The sequence below is a fragment of the Pseudomonas sp. CFBP13509 genome (assembly GCF_005233485.1).
Classification (GTDB): Bacteria; Pseudomonadota; Gammaproteobacteria; order Pseudomonadales; family Pseudomonadaceae; genus Aquipseudomonas; species Aquipseudomonas marginalis.
Map to the genome: position 1 here is coordinate 184,201 of NZ_QGAA01000001.1, position 18,053 is coordinate 202,253.

The 18,053-nt window shown below is 61.6% G+C and carries 16 protein-coding genes and 1 pseudogene; 9 read left to right on the plus strand and 8 right to left on the minus strand.

All coding sequences use genetic code 11. The features are described from left to right. Window positions 1-48: 48 nt before the first annotated feature. Complete coding sequence (yiaY, locus tag PspCFBP13509_RS00955) at window positions 49-1,197, minus strand: L-threonine dehydrogenase (RefSeq protein WP_065928250.1); 1,149 nt, start codon at window positions 1,195-1,197, stop codon at window positions 49-51. Between the two features lie 125 nt (window positions 1,198-1,322). Between yiaY and PspCFBP13509_RS00960 the strand changes: the two genes are divergently transcribed. Next, the gene (locus PspCFBP13509_RS00960; protein WP_074844366.1) at window positions 1,323-2,339 is read left to right on the plus strand and encodes a DUF4917 family protein; all 1,017 of its coding nucleotides are present in this window, start codon (window positions 1,323-1,325) and stop codon (window positions 2,337-2,339) included. 61 nt (window positions 2,340-2,400) lie between these two features. Here PspCFBP13509_RS00960 and PspCFBP13509_RS00965 read toward each other — a convergent pair whose 3' ends face one another. Then, window positions 2,401-2,928, minus strand: coding sequence for a helix-turn-helix domain-containing protein (locus PspCFBP13509_RS00965; RefSeq protein ID WP_027604369.1), 528 nt, complete (start codon window positions 2,926-2,928; stop codon window positions 2,401-2,403). A gap of 158 nt (window positions 2,929-3,086) precedes the next feature. Here PspCFBP13509_RS00965 and PspCFBP13509_RS00970 point away from each other — a divergent pair, with 158 nt between their 5' ends. The 7 genes and pseudogenes from PspCFBP13509_RS00970 to PspCFBP13509_RS31600 form a co-directional block, all read left to right on the plus strand. Further along, complete coding sequence (locus PspCFBP13509_RS00970) at window positions 3,087-3,869, plus strand: aldolase (protein WP_065928252.1); 783 nt, start codon at window positions 3,087-3,089, stop codon at window positions 3,867-3,869. Window positions 3,870-3,897: 28 nt separating this feature from the next. Continuing rightward, a complete protein-coding gene (locus PspCFBP13509_RS00975) occupies window positions 3,898-4,770 on the plus strand; it encodes a dihydrodipicolinate synthase family protein (RefSeq protein WP_065928253.1) in 873 nt (290 codons plus the stop codon). A 137-nt stretch (window positions 4,771-4,907) separates the two neighbouring features. Beyond that, a complete protein-coding gene (locus PspCFBP13509_RS00980) occupies window positions 4,908-5,447 on the plus strand; it encodes an RNA polymerase sigma factor (protein ID WP_027604372.1) in 540 nt (179 codons plus the stop codon). Continuing rightward, window positions 5,444-6,412: a FecR family protein gene (locus PspCFBP13509_RS00985; protein ID WP_065947344.1), complete on the plus strand. Its 969-nt coding sequence runs from the start codon at window positions 5,444-5,446 to the stop codon at window positions 6,410-6,412. Before PspCFBP13509_RS00980 ends, PspCFBP13509_RS00985 begins: the two co-directional genes overlap by 4 nt. 127 nt (window positions 6,413-6,539) lie before the next feature. Continuing rightward, window positions 6,540-9,110, plus strand: a complete 2,571-nt coding sequence (locus tag PspCFBP13509_RS00990) for a TonB-dependent receptor (RefSeq protein WP_074844363.1) — start codon at window positions 6,540-6,542, stop codon at window positions 9,108-9,110. Window positions 9,111-9,212: 102 nt separating this feature from the next. Next, the gene (locus PspCFBP13509_RS00995) at window positions 9,213-10,127 is read left to right on the plus strand and encodes a DMT family transporter (protein WP_065928256.1); all 915 of its coding nucleotides are present in this window, start codon (window positions 9,213-9,215) and stop codon (window positions 10,125-10,127) included. Then, window positions 10,108-10,197: pseudogene (locus PspCFBP13509_RS31600) on the plus strand (outer membrane lipoprotein carrier protein LolA); the annotation flags it as partial. The gene PspCFBP13509_RS00995 and the pseudogene PspCFBP13509_RS31600, both read left to right, overlap by 20 nt. A gap of 8 nt (window positions 10,198-10,205) precedes the next feature. On the opposite strand, the gene PspCFBP13509_RS01000 reads toward PspCFBP13509_RS31600, so the two are convergent. The 4 genes from PspCFBP13509_RS01000 to PspCFBP13509_RS01015 form a co-directional block, all read right to left on the minus strand. Next, window positions 10,206-11,423 (minus strand): class I SAM-dependent methyltransferase, encoded by a 1,218-nt coding sequence (locus PspCFBP13509_RS01000; RefSeq protein WP_065928257.1) that lies wholly within the window; start codon window positions 11,421-11,423, stop codon window positions 10,206-10,208. A gap of 210 nt (window positions 11,424-11,633) precedes the next feature. Next, complete coding sequence (locus PspCFBP13509_RS01005; RefSeq protein ID WP_065928258.1) at window positions 11,634-12,251, minus strand: TPM domain-containing protein; 618 nt, start codon at window positions 12,249-12,251, stop codon at window positions 11,634-11,636. 28 nt (window positions 12,252-12,279) lie between these two features. Next, window positions 12,280-13,008 (minus strand): TPM domain-containing protein, encoded by a 729-nt coding sequence (locus PspCFBP13509_RS31930; protein WP_065928259.1) that lies wholly within the window; start codon window positions 13,006-13,008, stop codon window positions 12,280-12,282. Between the two features lie 18 nt (window positions 13,009-13,026). Beyond that, window positions 13,027-13,638: a LemA family protein gene (locus PspCFBP13509_RS01015; RefSeq protein WP_065928260.1), complete on the minus strand. Its 612-nt coding sequence runs from the start codon at window positions 13,636-13,638 to the stop codon at window positions 13,027-13,029. A 238-nt stretch (window positions 13,639-13,876) separates the two neighbouring features. On the opposite strand from PspCFBP13509_RS01015, the gene bglX reads away from it, so the two are divergent. Further along, entirely contained in the window at window positions 13,877-16,168 is a 2,292-nt protein-coding gene (gene bglX / locus PspCFBP13509_RS01020) for a beta-glucosidase BglX (RefSeq protein ID WP_065928261.1), read from the plus strand. 83 nt (window positions 16,169-16,251) lie between these two features. Here bglX and PspCFBP13509_RS01025 read toward each other — a convergent pair whose 3' ends face one another. Further along, window positions 16,252-17,409, minus strand: coding sequence for a phospholipase D-like domain-containing protein (locus PspCFBP13509_RS01025; protein WP_065928262.1), 1,158 nt, complete (start codon window positions 17,407-17,409; stop codon window positions 16,252-16,254). A 1-nt stretch (window position 17,410) separates the two neighbouring features. Then, window positions 17,411-18,001, minus strand: a complete 591-nt coding sequence (locus PspCFBP13509_RS01030) for a YceI family protein (protein ID WP_065947339.1) — start codon at window positions 17,999-18,001, stop codon at window positions 17,411-17,413. Window positions 18,002-18,053 lie beyond the last annotated feature (52 nt).

Below are 18,053 nucleotides of genomic sequence, written 5' to 3' on the forward strand. Positions count from 1 at the left end.
GCACCTTAACAGCTTGTAGCTTAACGCTTGCAGCTTGAGGCTGCGCCGTCAGAACGCGCTGCGAAAGATCTCCTCAATCTGACGCTGATCGGCGCGCCGTGGGTTGGTCAGCCCGCACGCGTCCTTCAATGCATTGGTAGCCAGCAGCGGAATGTCCTGCAACTTGGCCCCCAGTTCGCGCAGGCCGGCGGGGATTTCAACGTCCTGGGACAACGCTCGAATAGCCGCGATGGCCGCCTGAGCCCCCTCTTCCACAGTAATACCCTGGGTGTCCGCGCCCAGCGCGCGGCCGACATCGCTCAAGCGCTTGGCACTGACGCTGGCGTTGAAGCTTTGCACATGGGGCAGCAGCACCGCGTTGCACACGCCGTGAGGCAGGTCGTAGAGACCGCCGAGTTGGTGGGCCATGGCATGCACGAAACCCAGGGACGCATTGTTGAACGCCATGCCTGCGAGGAACTGGGCATAGGCCATGTTTTCCCGCGCGGCCTTGTCGCTGCCGTCGCGTACGGCCAGGCGCAGGTTGGCGCTGATCAGTTCGATGGCCTTGATCGCGCAGGCGTCAGTGATCGGAGTGGCCGCCGTGGACACGTAGGCTTCGATGGCGTGGGTCAGGGCGTCCATGCCGGTGGCGGCGGTGAGGCCCTTGGGCATGCCGACCATCAGACTCGGGTCGTTGACCGACAGCAGTGGCGTGACGTTGCGGTCGACGATAGCCATTTTCACGTGGCGGGTTTCGTCGGTGATGATGCAGAAACGCGTCATCTCGCTGGCGGTGCCGGCGGTGGTGTTGATCGCCACCAAGGGCATCTGCGGCTTGCTGGATTGGTCGACGCCTTCGTAGTCGCTGATATGCCCGCCGTTGGTGGCGCACAGGGCGATGCCCTTGGCACAGTCATGGGGCGAACCGCCGCCCAGGGACACTACGAAATCGCAGGCGCTCTGCTGCAGCAACGCCAGGCCTTTCTCGACGTTTTCCACATTGGGGTTGGGCTTGGCGCCGTCGTAGACCACCGAATCGATGTCCTGCATCGCCAACTTCTCGGCGATCATGCTGGCCACGCCCGCCTTGGCCAGGCCCGCGTCGGTGACGATCAGCGCTTTGCGAAAACCGTAGTTGCGAATGGCATTCATGGCTTCGTCGAGGCAATCGGTGCCCATGATGTTGACGGCGGGAATGAAGAAGGTGCTGCTCATGGCGAATCCTCGGATGACGTGTATGCCTACAGCATCAACCTCACTTGCCTGCGGCATCTTGACCAGGATCAACGCCGGCTCGTGATAAAGTCGCCATCCAGCCGATTTCGAGTAGACCCACAGCAATGAAGGATTTCCAGGATATTGACGCCCACCTTGAAGACTGGAGCACCCTGCGCAGCAGCACCGTCTTCAGTGGGATTCTGATCGGCAATGGCGCGAGCCGCACGATTTGGGAAGACTTTGCCTACGACTCGCTGTTCGAAAACGCACGCACCGTCGAAGAAAAACCCCTGGGCCCATCCGAGCTCAGCGTGTTCGACGCCCTGCAGACCCGCAGCTTCGAGCAGACCCTGGGGGCATTGAAAACCACCAGCCGAGTCAACAAGGCCCTGGCGGTCAGCTCGGCGGCACCGCGTAATCGCTACTACGCGATCAAGGAAGCGCTGATCAATACCATCCACGCCGTGCACATTCCGTGGCGGCTGGTGCAGCCGTCGACGCTGGCGACGATCAACCGCGAACTGGCGAACTACACCAGCGTGTTCACCACCAATTACGACCTGCTCAACTATTGGGCGATCCTGCACACGCCGGGCATCGACGACCTGTTCCGCAGCGCCGACTCGAGCTTCGACCTGCGCAACACCCACACCGATACCACGCGCATCCTCTACCTGCACGGCGGCCTGCACCTGGTGCGCAACCTTGACGGCACCGCACGCAAATTGCCGAGCACCGACAGCACCTTGCTCAGCAGCTTTGCGATCAACAACACGATCAAGACCCTGGACGATGTGCCGCTGTTTATCAACGAAGGCACGGTGCAAGAGAAGCTCAAGACCATCCGCAGCTCGGATTACCTGTCGTTCTGCTATGAACAGTTGCTGAGCCATGAGGGCGCGCTGTGCATCTTTGGCCATGACCTGGGGCCGCAGGACCAACACGTGGTGGATGCAATTCGCCAGGCCCGCCCCGCGACCCTGGCGATCTCGGTATCGGGCCGCAGCGACGGGTTTATTCGCCAGCAGAAGCGGCGGTATTCGCAGTTGTTTGATGGCAGTGGCGCGCAGTTGAAGTTTTTTGCCGCGCGCACGCATCCGTTGGGTGATCCGGCCCTGTCGGTACCTGTCGAACGTTGAGCCACCGGTGGGAGGGACTTGTTCCCGCCCATACCGATCGCATTTCAAACCGTCAGCGCGGTCATTCTTGCGAGCTGTGTACAACCACCAATAGCTGCGCCTGCACAGGCCCTACCGAACGCAGCCGATGCGGCTTCTGGGCATTGAAATGCAGCGCATCGCCGCGCTCCAGAATCACCCGCTCGTTCATGAAATCCACTTCTACCGCCCCTTCATGCACGAACAAGAACTCCTCTCCAAGGTGCTCCTTGAAGGTTTTGTCGGAGAATTGCGCCGGCGGGTAGATGATGAACGGCAACAAGCTGCGCTCACTGACCTGATGGGCCAGTACTGCGTAACCCGGCGCGGTGTCGGGCCGCTCATGGCTGCGCACCAGGCTGTAGCTGTCGAGGCTGACGCGGTCTTCGCTGAACAGCTCTTCGACCTTCACGTTCAACGCCTTGGCCAGTTTCAACGCAGCGGCAATCGACGGCGTGTTGAGCCCGCGCTCGACCTTGGACAGGTAACTCTTGGTCATCCCGGATTTTTCAGCCAGGGCCTCCAAGGTTACGCCAAGTTTTTTCCTCAATAATTTCAAACGGATAGACATGTGCTGCGGTTAATCCATGCAGAAGCGATAAGCTGCGCTTGCCAATGACACTTTGTGTCATATAGCATCATTAGTGTCATTTGCCTCACCCAACGACCTTGCGAGCAGAGGGAGACCAGCAAATCCGACGTCCATTGAACCACCCAAAGGACACCGATATGGCCAAGACATTAGCACTCCCCAAAGACCAACTGGTCAAGCAAGCGCTGGTCCAGATGCAAAACACCCTGGCGGATAATACGTGGACCGTCCGGCAAAAGCTGGCGCTCACTTGCCGAATCCTGTTCGAACACGGCCACGACTCCGGCCTCGCCGGCCAGATCACCGCGCGCGGGCCTGAACAGGGCACCTACTACACCCAGCAACTGGGCCTGGGTTTTGATGAAATCACGGCCAGCAACCTGTTGCTGGTAAACGAGGATCTTGAGGTGCTGGAAGGTCACGGCATCCCCAACCCGGCCAACCGCTTTCACAGCTGGGTGTACCGCGGGCGAGCGGATGTGAATTGCATTATTCATACGCACCCGACCCATATCGCTGCGCTGTCGATGTTGGAAGTGCCGTTGCAGGTGTCCCACATGGACCTTTGCCCGTTGTACGAAGACTGCGCGTTCCTGGAGGCCTGGCCGGGTGTGCCGGTGGGCAATGAAGAGGGGGAAATCATCACCGAGGCCCTGGGCGACAAGCGCGCGATCCTGCTGTCGCACCACGGCCAGTTGTCGACCGGGGCGAGTGTCGAGGAAGCCTGCGTGATCGCGCAGTTGATCGAACGCGCGGCCAAGTTGCAGTTGCTCGCCATGGCAGCCGGTGCGATCAAGCCGATCCTGCCGCAACTGGGGCGCGAAGCCCATGCCTGGATTTCCCGCCCCAAGCGCCACGGCGCCGCGTTCAATTACTACGTGCGGCAGAACCTGCGCCAGCACGCCGATTGCCTGAACTGACCCGCCCTTTTTCTACCGGAGACTTTCCATGTCCAGCCCAACTATTCACGGCATCATCGGCTACACCATCACCCCGTTCAGCGCTGACGGCCAGCGCATCGACCTCGACGCCCTCGGTCGTTCCATCGACCGTTTGATCGACAGCGGCGTGCACGCCATCGCGCCCCTGGGCAGCACCGGTGAAGGTGCGTATTTGAGCGATGCCGAGTGGGACGAAGTCAGCGCCTACAGCCTGGCAAAAATCGCCCGGCGCGTGCCCACGGTGGTCAGCGTCTCCGACCTGACCACCGCCAAGGCCGTGCGCCGCGCCCGCTACGCCGAAGCCAATGGCGCGGATGTGGTGATGGTGCTGCCGGCCTCGTATTGGAAGCTCAGCGAGGCGGAAATCCTCGCCCACTACGCTGCGATCGGCGACAGCATCGGCGTGCCGATCATGCTCTACAACAACCCGGCCACCAGCGGTACGGACATGTCGGTGGATCTGATCCTGCGTATCGTCAAGCAGGTGGCAAATGTGACGATGGTCAAGGAGAGCACCGGGGACGTTCAACGCATGCATCAACTGCGGCGCCACAGCGACGTGCCGTTCTACAACGGCTGCAACCCGCTGGCCCTGGAAGCCTTTGCGGCCGGAGCCAAGGGTTGGTGCACGGCGGCGCCCAACCTGATCCCGCACCTGAACCTGGCATTGTATGCGGCAGTGCTGGCCAATGACCTGGACAAGGCGCGCGAGCTGTTTTATCAGCAGTTGCCGTTGCTGGAGTTCATCCTCAAGGGCGGGTTGCCGGCGACGATCAAGGCCGGGCTGCGCCTGACCGGGTTGGAGGCGGGCGAGCCTCGCTTGCCGGTGTTTCCATTGGGTGAAGCAGGGATCGAACAACTGAAGACCTTGCTGCGGTAAAACTGCGACCTTATGTGGGAGGGGTTTGCCTCCTCCCTATATTTTAATCCGGGCCCGTCTAAAATAGAGACAAATGACAATAGTTCTCGATATCATTCGCGACTTTTCCACGTCGTGCTTCGTCAAGAAGGATATCCATGTCTCGTCCCAAGCCCGACCCGGTGTCGGCCGATGCCTTTCGCGGGTTCTATGCAGATATTCTGTATTTCCTGCGCAGACGCACGGACAACGCCAGCGACGCGGCGGACATGACCCAGGACGTCTTTACCCAGTGGCTGGACTACCGCGACCGGGCCAAGGTCGAACAGCCACGGGCATTTTTGTTCCAGATGGCACGCAACCTGCTGCGTGATCACTGGCGCAAACAGAAGGTACGGCAGACCGTCCACCCAGATCAGGCCGACAGGGACGCGGAACCGATCACCGACGAGCAAAACGACCCCATGGCCGCCGCCCAGCGCTTGCAACGCCTGGAACAGTTGAAAGAAGTCCTCGCCGAACTCTCGCCCCGCCGGCGAGAAGCCCTTATGCTGCACCGCTTCGAAGGCCTGAGCCAGGCGCAGATCGCCGAGCGCATGGGTATTTCGACGAGCATGGTGGAAAAGCACATCGCTTTTGCCCTGCTGCATTGCAAGCGACGCCTTCAAAACGACCCCGGCACGGAGCAGCCAGAATGAACCGCCTGAGCGACACCGACGGCCTGGATATCGAAGCCAGTGACGCCATCGATGCCCAAGCCGCCAGTTGGTTTGCGCGCAACCGTAACGACACAGGCCGTGCCGACCGCAAGGCCTTTGCCGCCTGGCAGGCCACGCCCGCCCATGCCCGCGCCTATGCCGAATTCGAGCAACTGTGGGCCGACCTGGCCCAGTTGCAGCAACTGAACAACCCCGTGGCGCTGCCCAAGCGCAAAGCATCGGTATTGCGCCCGGCCCTGGCCGTAGCCGCCGCCGTGCTATGCGCCGTATTGGCCCCCCACATCGGTGCGCCCCGCGAGTTGTATCACAGCCAGGTGGCGGCCCATGCCAAGGGCGTGCGCACCCTGAACCTGCCCGATGGCAGCACCCTGTCGGTGAATGCCAACACCCGCCTGCGCGTGGACTTCAGCGCCCACCAGCGCATCGTGCACCTGGACAAGGGCCAGGTGTATATCGAAGTGGCGGCCGACAAAGAGCGGCCGTTGTTCGTTCAAGCCGGCGAAGCAAATGTGCGGGTGGTCGGCACCGGCTTCGATGTGCGCCGCAGCCAGCAGCAACTGGTGGTCAGCGTCGCCCACGGCCAGGTCGCTTTCGAGCCATCCGCCAAAAGCCCCGTTTCCCTGCTCGGCGCCCAGCAACGCGCCATCTACAGCTACGCCAAGGGCACCTTGCAACAGCAAACCCTCACGGCCGAAGAAGTGGCCGATTGGCGCAGCGGGCACTTGTCATTCCGCAACCGTGAACTGGCCAGCCTGATCGATGAACTGGGCCTGTATCGCCCGCAGGCACCGTTGCAGGTCAGCAACGCGGTGGCGCACCTGAAAGTCTCGGGCAATCTGGACGTGAATGATCCGGATGCCCTGCTCAACGCCCTGCCCGCCCTGTTGCCGGTGAAAACCGTGGTCTCGGCCGATGGCATCGTGCGGATTGAACCGAGCAAATAACCTGCGAAAATCTTATTTGAGAATATTTTGCATTCGCAGGTGTGGATTTTTTTGCCTGCCCCGTCTTCCTCCGGTCTGCATCTGATCAGCACACCTTTTTGGCCATTTGGCCGCTCCGGGGGATTCCATGTTTCGCGCGCCTTGCCACGCTTCGCACCTGTATCTTCGACCGACCCTCATCGCCACCTGCCTGACGTTCAGCCTCAGCGCCCAGGCCGAGTCATTCACCTTGCAACTGCCCGCCCAGGCGCTGGCCACGTCCCTGAGCCAAGTAGCGCAGCAGGCGAAGATCCAGCTGTTGTTCGATGAGGAGCTGCTCAAGAACGTGCAGGCACCTGCACTCAACGGTGACTTCACACCGGAAGTTGCGATTCGCAGCCTGCTGAAAAACGGCGCGTTCACCCTGATCAAGGTCGGCAGCACGTACGTGGTAAAGCCCGAAGAGGCCAAGACCACCCAGAGCGGCGCGATCCAGCTGGACGCCCTGAGCGTGATCGGCACCGGCAATCAGGTCGACTCCAGCACCGTCGGCCGCTCCACCCTGAGCCAGGCGGATATTGATCGCTACCAGCCCGACAACATTCCTTCGCTGCTGCAGACGCTGCCGGGGGTATTCATGGGCGGCTCTCCCAAGCCGGGGGGGCAGACCATGAATATTCGCGGCATGGGCGACGCCGAAGATGTGCCGATGACCGTGGATGGCGCGACCAAAAGTGGATTTGAGCGCTACCAGCAAGGCACGGTTTTCATCGAGCCTGAACTGATCAAAAGCATTGAGGTGGAGAAAGGTCCTTACTCGCCCTTCACCGGCAACGGCGGTTTCGGTGGCACGGTCAACATGGTCACCAAGGATGCGCCCGACCTGCTCAAGGACGGGCGTAACACCGGGGCCATGACCAAATACGGTTACTCCAGCAACACCCATGAACAGGTGTACAGCGGCGCCGTGTATGGCCGCACCAACGACGGTCGCATGAATGGCCTGATCTACCTCACACAGCGCGACGGCGGCGACTTGAAGCTCGCCGGCACACCGCCCGACCCGCGCAATGAATACCCGATCAATCCCAAGCGCCTGCCCAACAGTGCCCAGGACGTAGAAGGCAAGTTGTTCAAATTCAACGCGTATTTTACGGATGAGCACAGCATGGGCCTGTCCTACTCCAGTGCAAAAAGTGAGCGCATGGCGCCCTTCTCAGCGAAATCCTACCCGTCGCCGCCGAACCAATCGGCCATCAACCGATATGGCTACGAAGGCGCACTGAAACGTTTTCTGGCCGACCGCGAAACGGTGGACACCACCTGGTCGGGCAAGTACGAATACCAGCCGCTGGACAACCCGCTGATTGACCTGAAGCTTAGCTACTCGGCGTCCAAGACCGACCAGACCGACGAGCGGGGCGAAAACGCAGTCATTGGCCTGAGCACCGGTGGGCGCAAGATGGAAACTTCATACTCCGATCGCCTCCTTGAACTGCGTAATATCAGTCTGCTGACCACCGGCCCACTGGAACATGCGGTGACCGCCGGCGTGCAGATTCGCAAGCACAATCGAGAAACCGAAAGCTGGATGCCGGGCGCTACCTACAACACCGCAAGATACAACTACGGGCATTTCCAGCCGTATTTCATGCCCCACGGCAAGGCCGATACCCACTCGTTTTACCTCCAGGACGCCGTGACCCTTGGCGATCTGACCATCACCCCGTCCCTGCGCTATGACCACGTGCGCAATCGCGGCGAAGCCAACGATGCGCCGTACTACAGCAACCCGGACCCGAGCGTCGGCCATGACTACAGCGACCGCACCTACACCGGCTGGTCGCCGCGCCTGGCCGCGTTCTGGAACCTGACCCCGGATGTGGCCTTCTTCGCCAGCTGGAATCGCACATGGCGTGCGCCGGTCATCGATGAACAGTACGAAGTCCAGGGCGCCGCCAGCACCCGCAGCGCCACAAGCCTCAACCTCGACCCAGAGCGCATCACTGCGATTACGGCGGGCAACGTGACTCACTTCTCCGGCGTCTTAACCCACGGCGATGACCTGCAGTTGCGCACCACGCTGTTTCACAACCGCATCGAAGACGAGATCATGAAGGCCACCGGCATCGGCTGTGAACGGCAAATGACGGTGCCGGGCAATATCGATACAGTGTGCAACGACACGGCCTCCAGGACCAACTATCGCAATGTGGGCGGCATGACCATCAAGGGCGTGGAGCTGGAAAGCTACTACGACTCAACGTACGTGTTCGGCTCCCTGACTTACTCCTGGGCTACGGGCAAACGCGATAACCCCTATACCAACCCGTGGGCAACCGACCGACACGTGTGGGCGCGGGACATTCCACCGGCCAAATGGGTGGTGGTGCTGGGCACCAAGATCCCGAGCTGGGATGCACAGGTGGGCTGGCAGGGCCAGTTCGTGCGCAAGACCGACCGCGTGCCTACAGACATCTACGCTGGCGGCTTGAATTCGACCATTGGTGACTTTATCTACGACCAGACTGAGAACGCCAGCTATGACACCCAAGGCCTGTTCGCCAACTGGAAACCGCAGCAGGCCGGCCTAAAGGGCACCGAGGTCAACTTCACTGTCGACAACCTGTTCAACCGCAGCTACCAGCCGGCGCTCAGCGGGGAAGGTGTCTACAGCGAAGGCCGCAACGCCAAGATCAGCATCACGCGCTTCTTCTGAAAACTGTACGGATAAATCCGCACCCAGCTGTAGGCCCTCAATCGGCGGGGGTTGTGGCTAGATGGGCTTCCCTTGAAGCCCTCTGGATTTCGGATCCCGCCCATGAGCTCGCGCGAAAACACCGGCATGGCCCTCGGCCTGCTGGGTGTCATCATCTTCAGCCTGACCCTGCCCTTCACCCGTATCGTGGTGCAGGAGATCCACCCGTTGCTCAACGGCCTGGGCCGTGCCTTGTTCGCGGCGGTCCCGGCGGCGGCGCTGTTGCTGTGGCGCCGCGAGCGCTGGCCGACCTGGCGCCAGGTACGGGGTTTGTGCCTGGTCATTGCGGGGGTGATTCTGGGCTTCCCGGTGCTGTCGGCGTGGGCCATGCAAACCTTGCCGGCCTCCCATGGCGCACTGGTCAATGGCCTGCAACCGCTGTGCGTGGCGCTGTATGCGGCGTGGCTGTCCCATGAGCGGCCGTCCAAAGCCTTCTGGGCCTGCGCGGCGCTCGGCAGCGGGTTGGTGTTGAGTTATGCATTGATCACCGGCGCCGGCAGTATCCAGGCCGGCGATTTATTGATGCTCGGCGCGATAGCCGTGGGTGGCCTGGGCTATGCCGAAGGCGGCCGGTTGGCCAAGGAGATGGGCGGCTGGCAGGTGATCTGCTGGGCGCTGGTGCTGTCCACGCCGGTGTTGATCGGCCCGGTGTGGTACCTGGCGGCGCAGCACCAAGGCGCGGTCTCGATGCGCGCCTGGTGGGCCTTTGGTTATGTGTCGCTGTTCTCGCAGTTCCTGGGCTTCTTCGCCTGGTACGCGGGGTTGGCCATGGGCGGCATTGCGCGGGTCAGCCAGATTCAGCTGTTGCAGATCTTCTTCACCATCGCGTTTTCGGCGCTGTTCTTTGGTGAACATATCGAGCCGATTACCTGGGTGTTTGCCTGTGGGGTCATCGTCACGGTGATGCTCGGGCGCAAGACCGCGGTGCAGCCGGCACCAGCTCCCTGTAGGAGCGAGCTTGCTCGCGAAGGTCGCTAACGATAACGCGGGAAACCTGAAAGCCTGCGGTGCTCTCAGGCTTTTCGCGAGCAAGCTCGCTCCTACAGTGGGCGGCGGTCAGATCAGGTAGCCATCCGCGCGCAGCAGGGTTTCCAGGCAGTGTTCGCAGATGTGATAGAACGCCTTCAACTCCTGGATTCTCTCCAGCAACTGCGCGTTGTCCACCGGCTCCGCACGCTTGACCGCCAGGATCATCTTGTTCTTGTTGGTGTGCTCCAGGGAGATGAACTCGAACACCTTGGTCTCGTAGCCGCAGGCTTCGAGGAACAACGCACGCAAGCTGTCGGTGACCATTTCCGCCTGCTGGCCCAGGTGCAGGCCATATTGCAGCATCGGCTTGAGCAGCGCCGGGCTCTGGATCTGCAGGCGAATCTGCTTATGGCAGCACGGCGAGCACATGATGATCGATGCGCCGGAACGAATGCCGGTGTGGATCGCGTAATCGGTGGCGACGTCACAGGCATGCAGGGCGATCATCACGTCCAGTTCGCTGGGCGCCACGCTGCGCACATCACCACATTTGAACACCAGCCCGGGGTGCTCCAGGCGGGCCGCGGCGGTGTTGCACAGGGTCACCATGTCTTCGCGCAACTCGACGCCGGTGACTTCGCCTTCGGCCTTGAGGGTGTTGCGCAGGTAGTCGTGGATCGCAAACGTGAGGTAGCCCTTGCCCGAACCGAAATCGGCGACGCGCACCGGTTGGTCCAGCCTCAGCGGTGAGGAGGTCAGCGCATGGCTGAACACTTCGATGAATTTGTTGATCTGCTTCCACTTGCGCGACATCGACGGGATCAGCGCCTGCTTGGCGTCGGTCACGCCCAGGTCGGCGAGGAATGGCCGGCTCAGGTCGAGGAAGCGATGCTTCTCACGGTTATGCTCGGCCGATGGCGCCTCGCGCAGTTGCTGAGTCTTGCTCCTGAACAGCGAGCTTTTGTTCTTCTTGCTGTATTCCAATTGGGCTTCGTCGGTCAGCGACAGCAGGTGCGCGTTCTTGAACGAGCCCGGCAGCAACGCGGCAATCGCCGCCACGCCGTCGGCCAGCGCCAAGTTCTTGGTGATGTCGCGGGTCTTGTAGCGGTAGACGAAGGACAGGCACGGCTGCTCCTTGACGGTCACCGCCTTGATGATCAGCCGCTGCAACTCGGCTTCGTCGCCGACGTATTTGGCCAGCACCAGCTTGATAAAGGCGTTCTGCGCAAGGCTTGTGCTCAACAGTTCGATGAACTGGGCGTGATGATCCGGCGCGGGGCTGGCAGGTTGAGCGGTAACGGACATGAACAAAAACGCCTCGGGCAGTGAATGCCGGGCATTTTAGGGGGGATAGCCCACCAGGGCACGGAGTTATTTGACCAATGGTCAACACCGATCCAAATGTGGGAGGGGGCTTGCTCCCGATGAGGGCGTGTCAGCTAATCCATCCGTGACTGACCCACTGCCATCGGGATGTAAGCCCCCTCCCACATTTTTTGCTCAGTGGTGTCTGGATTATTCGAGTACGACCAGGCGGTTTGGCAATTCATTGCGGGTTTGTGTCAACGGTACATGCACCTTCAACAACTCACCACACGCCTCGATACAAGCAATAAACCCAGCCAGCGTCTGCCCCTGTTTCACTTGCTGGGTAAACGCCTTGACGATCCCATCCCAACTGTTGTCATCCACGCGACTGGAGATGCCATCGTCCACCAGGATCTCCACATAACGCTCCGCCTCGCTGACAAAAATCAGCACCCCGGTGCTGCCCAGGGTGTGGTGCAGGTTCTGCTCCAGGAACTGCCGGCGCGCCAGGTTGGAGGCGCGCCAATGGCGTACCGAGCGTGGGATCAGGCGGGTGGTCACCTTGGGCAGGCGAAACAGCAGGCACAACACGATGAACGTCGCCCATTGCGCCAGCAGCAAGGTATACATGGTCAGGTAGCCCGACAGGTAATGCACCACGCCCGGTACCACCAAGGCGATCAGGCTGGCCCACAGCAGGGGGATGTAGGCGTAATCGTCGGCGCGGGCCGCCAGCACGGTGACCAGTTCGGCGTCGGTGGTTTTTTCGACCCGGGCAATCGCTTCGGCGACTTGGCGCTGCTCGTGTTCAGTCAGTAATGCCATGGTTGTAGTTGCTCTCTAGTTATTGTCATTACCAGCCGCCCGACGCGCCGCCGCCGCCGAAGCCACCACCGCCGCCTCGGAAACCGCCGCCACCTCCCCCGCCACCGCCGCCGCGTCCACTGCTGCTGAGGATCGCCAAAAGGATCGCGCCCACCGGCAGGCCCATGCGATTGCACAGCCACAACACGCCGATCAGCAGGATGAACAGGCCGATGGAAAAGCCGGGATTATCCTTGGCAAAGTTGGCATCCGCCACATGCGCCGGCACCGCTAGCGGTTCACCGCCGACCACCTGCACCATCGCCGCCACGCCGTCGCTGATGCCCTGGCTGAAATTGCCGGCCTTGAACTTGGGGGCAATCACCTGGTTGATGATCACCCAGGACTGCGCATCGGTGAGCACGCCTTCAAGGCCATAGCCGACTTCGATGCGCAACGTGCGCTCGTCACGGGCGACGATCAGCAACGCGCCGTTGTCCTTGCCCTTCTGGCCGATGCCCCACTGGCGACCCAGCTGGTAACCGTAGTCCTCGATGGGCACGCCCTGCAGGTCGGGCACCGTGACCACCACGATCTGGTCGCCACGGCTCTGCTCCAGCGCCTGCAACTGCTGGGTGATGTGCTCGCGCGTGGCCGGGTCGATCATCTGGGCGGTGTCCACCACCCGTCCGCTCAACGCCGGGAACGTCAGCGCCGCCTGGGCCACACCCACGCAGGCCAGCATCCATAGCGCCAGGCCTATCCGTAATAAACGCATCGACACCTCAGTGCAGCCTTATTTGAACTTCACTTGCGGCGCTTTATCGGCATCGGCACTGGTGGCTTCAAAGGTGGCGCGGATCGGCAGGTCGCTGTACATCACGCTGTGCCACAGGCGACCAGGGAAGGTGCGGATCTCGGTGTTGTACGCCTGCACGGCCTGGATGAAATCGCGACGGGCCACGGCGATGCGATTTTCGGTGCCCTCGAGCTGGGATTGCAGGGCCAGGAAGTTCTGGTTGGCCTTCAGGTCCGGGTAGCGCTCGGACACCACCATCAAGCGGCTGAGGGCACCGCTCAAACCGTCCTGGGCCTGCTGGAACTGCTTGAGTTTTTCCGGGTTGTCCAGGGTGCTGGCATCCACCTGGATCGAGGTGGCCTTGGCACGCGCCTCGATCACGGCGGTCAGGGTGTCTTGCTCATGGGCGGCGTAACCCTTGACCACTTCCACCAGGTTGGGGATCAGGTCGGCGCGGCGCTGGTACTGGTTCTGCACCTGGCCCCAGGCCGCCTTGGCCTGTTCGTCCAGGGTCGGGATGTTATTGATGCCGCAGCCGCTCAATACTGTGCTGATCAATAGCAAAGCCGCGGCCTTGAGGCCCCAGCGGGAATGTTGTGCTGCTTGCATGGTGTTTCTCCTGCCCAGACTGGATGGAATATGACGACTAACCCTAAAAACCACACGCTTGGGGCATAATCCGCCACCACTGGAATGCATCGAGCCAATCAGCTACAAAGATGCCCAGCGCGATAAAGAGTTCAGAGTGTGCTGCATTTATCTGAACAACACCCGAACAACAATAGACGCTCCCCACATTTTGGCCGATCAGCCCAAGCGCTGTGCAGTGAGCCGAAAAAGGATATTCATGAAGAAGCTGTGTTTGCTCGGCCTTGTTGCCACGCTGGCCACCCACCCCGTCTGGGCAGAAACAAAGCCTGCTGCGCTTAAGGACAAGGACGCTTTCGTCAGCGACCTGCTCAAGCAGATGACCCTGGACGAAAAGATCGGCCAGTTGCGCCTGATCAGCATCGGCCCGGAAATGCCCCGTGAGCTGATCCGCAAGGAAATCGCCGCTGGCCGCATCGGTGGCACGTTCAATTCCATCACCCGCCCGGAAAACCGTCCGATGCAGGACGCGGCCATGCGCAGCCGCTTGAAGATCCCGATGTTCTTCGCCTATGACGTGATCCACGGCCACCGCACGATCTTCCCGATCAGCCTGGCCCTGGCCTCCAGCTGGGACATGGACGCCATCGGCCGCTCCGGACGCATCGCCGCCCACGAAGCCGCCGCCGACAGCCTCGACATCACCTTTGCACCGATGGTCGATATCTCCCGCGACCCGCGCTGGGGTCGCACGTCCGAAGGTTTCGGTGAAGACACCTATCTGGTCTCGCGCATTGCCGAGGTGATGGTCAAGGCCTTCCAGGGCGCCAGCCCCGCGAATGCCGACAGCATCATGGCCAGCGTCAAGCACTTCGCCCTCTACGGCGCAGTGGAAGGCGGGCGTGACTACAACGTGGTCGACATGAGCCCGGTCAAGATGTACCAGGACTACCTGCCGCCGTACCACGCGGCGATCAAGGCCGGTTCCGGCGGCGTGATGGTGGCGCTGAACTCGATCAATGGCGTGCCCGCCACCGCCAACACCTGGCTGATGAACGACCTCTTGCGCAAGGACTGGGGCTTCAAGGGCCTGGCCGTCAGCGACCACGGCGCGATATTCGAGCTGATCAAGCACGGCGTGGCCAAGGACGGGCGCGAAGCCGCCAAGCTGGCGATCAAGGCCGGCATCGACATGAGCATGAACGACTCGTTGTACGGCAAGGAATTGCCGGGGCTGCTCAAGTCCGGCGAGATCGAACAGAGCGACATCGACAACGCCGTGCGTGAAGTGCTCGGCGCCAAGTACGACATGGGCCTGTTCAAAGACCCGTACCTGCGCATCGGCAAGGCCGGGGATGACCCGGCCGACACTTACGCCGAAAGCCGTCTGCACCGTGCCGAGGCCCGTGATGTGGCGCGCCGCAGCCTGGTGCTGCTGAAGAACCAGAACGACGCCCTGCCGCTGAAAAAGTCCGCGACCATCGCGCTCGTGGGCCCACTGGCCAAGGCGCCGATCGACATGATGGGCAGTTGGGCGGCGGCCGGCAAGCCGGAACAATCGGTCACGCTGCTTGACGGCATGAACGCGGTTATCGGCGAAAAAGGCAAGATCATCTACGCCCGTGGCGCCAACATCACCAACGACAAGGCGGTGGTCGACTACCTCAACTTCCTCAACTTCGATGCCCCGGAAGTGGTGGATGACACCCGCCCGGCCCAGGTGATGATCGATGAAGCGGTCAAGGCCGCCAAGGATGCCGACGTGGTGGTGGCCGCCGTGGGTGAATCCCGTGGCATGTCCCACGAATCCTCCAGCCGCACCGACCTGAATATCCCGCAAAGCCAGCGCGACCTGATCAAGGCCCTGAAAGCCACCGGCAAACCGCTGGTGCTGGTACTGATGAACGGCCGCCCGCTGTCGATCCTGGAAGAGAAACAACAAGCCGACGCGATCCTGGAAACCTGGTTCGCCGGTACCGAAGGCGGCAACGCCATCGCCGACGTGCTGTTCGGTGACTACAACCCATCGGGCAAGCTGCCGATCACCTTCCCACGCTCCGTGGGGCAGATTCCGACCTACTACAACCACCTGACCATCGGCCGGCCATTCACCCCAGGCAAGCCGGGCAACTACACCTCACAGTACTTCGATGACACCACCGGGCCGCTGTTCCCGTTTGGCTATGGCCTGAGCTACACCACGTTCAGCCTGTCGGACATGGCGCTGTCGTCCACCACCCTGAACAAGACCGGCAAGCTCGACGCCAGCGTCACGGTGCAGAACACCGGCAAGGTCGATGGCGAAACCGTGGTGCAGTTGTATATCCAGGACGTGGCGGGTTCGATGATCCGTCCGATCAAGGAGCTGAAGAACTTCCAGAAGGTCATGCTCAAGGCTGGCGAAGAGCGCACGCTGCACTTCACCATCACCGAGGACGACTTGAAGTTCTACAACACCCAGCTCAAGTTCGCCGCCGAACCGGGTGAGTTCAATGTGCAGATCGGGCTGGACTCCCAGGACGTACAGCAGCAGACGTTCGAATTGCTATAGGAGGCAGCTTCAAGTTGCAAGCTACAAGCGGCAAGGAAGAGCAGTTCTGCTTTTAACTTGCAGCTTGCAGCTTGCCGCTGTTCCTAGCTCCTTCTGTCAAGAAGGTTCACCACCAACCGATCAATCCATCCCCACACCCGCTGCTTCACCCGTCGCCACAACGGCCGCGCCTTCCACGCTTCCAGGCTGACCACCAGGCTCTGGGCAAAATCCGCGGTAAAGCTCGCCGCCACCGCCTGCGTCAGCCCAGGGTCCAACGCTTCCAGGTTGGCTTCCAGGTTGAAGCGCAGATTCCAGTGATCGAAGTTGCACGAGCCGATACTCACCCAATCGTCCACCAGCGCCATCTTCAGGTGCAAAAAGCACGGCTGGTATTCAAAGATCTGCACGCCTGCGCGCAGCAAGCGCGGGTAATAACGGTGCCCGGCGTAGCGCACGGACGGGTGATCGGTGCGCGGGCCGGTGAGCAGCAGTCGCACATCCACCCCACGCCCTGCGGCCCGACGCAATGCACGGCGCACGCCCCAGGTGGGCAGGAAATACGGCGTGGCAAACCAGATACGTTGCTGGCTGCTGTTCAGCGCGCGGATCAGCGATTGCAGGATATCGCGGTGCTGTCGGGCGTCTGCATAGGCCACTCGGCCCAGGCCTGGCCCCGTCGCCGGCACCTTGGGCAAACGCGGCAAACCGAAATGGGTGGCGGGCTTCCACGCCCGGCGCGCGACATTGGCGTGCCATTGCCGTTCGAACAGCGCCTGCCAGTCCAGCACCAGCGGGCCGCGGATCTGCACCATCACCTCATGCCACTCAGCGGTGTCTTGCCCCGGCGTCCAGAACTCATCGGTGACGCCCGTGCCGCCGACCACGGCGATTTCCTGATCGATCAGCAACAGCTTGCGGTGGTCGCGATACAGGTTGCGCATCCAGCGACGCCAGCTGAGGCGATTGTAGAAACGCAGCTCCACACCGGCGTCGGTCAGGCGCTTACGCAGCCCCAGGGTAAATGCCAGGCTACCGTAGTCATCAAACAGACAACGCACCCGCACGCCGCGCTCGGCGGCCAGCACCAGCGCCTGCACCATCGCTTCGGCGCAGGCTCCAGCCTCCACCAGATACAATTCCAACTCCACTTGCCGCTCGGCCCGGGCAATGCCCACCAGCATCTGCGGAAAAAATTGCGGGCCGTCGATCAACAACTCGAAACGGTTGGCGCTGCGCCACGGGAACACTGCGCCGCTCACGTCAACGCGCCGTAAAGATCAGCACCGCACCCACCGGCACCGACAAACTGATCGACTTGAGCCCGGCCGCTTTGCGCAACATCGCCACCCCCGGCGCCAGGTCGAAATCCTCGGCATGCAAAACCACCGGTTCCAGGGTCACCACCTGGAAACGCCGGTCATCCAGGCGCGTGGCCAACAACTCGGCGCTGTAGGTCTGGGTCTTGCCATGCAGGGTGACGCTCAGGGGCAAGCGCAGTTCCAGTTGCGCGCCAGGAGCCAGGTCATTGATGGGTTGCAGGTTGATCTGTGCGCTGATCAGCGCCTCGGGGAAGGTCTTGATCTCGAACAGCTGGTTGCGCATGCGCTCGTCGCGCAGCGGGATGCCGCTGTTGACCGACTCCAGCTCTACTTCCAATTGCGCCGCGCCCTTGCTGTCGACCTTGCCGTGCAGCACCAGGAAGCGATGGACTTCAGCGATCTCGGTGTTTTTGGTGGTAACGAACGACAGGCGCGAGGACTCGTTGTCCAGGTACCAGTCGGCATGGGCGGGCACCACGGCAGCGGCCAGCAGGGCGAAGGCCAGGGGTTTGATAACAGACGCGTTGAACATTAAGGACTCGTGGGGCGAAAAACCTGCACGAACCTTAAGCGCAATGTCACGA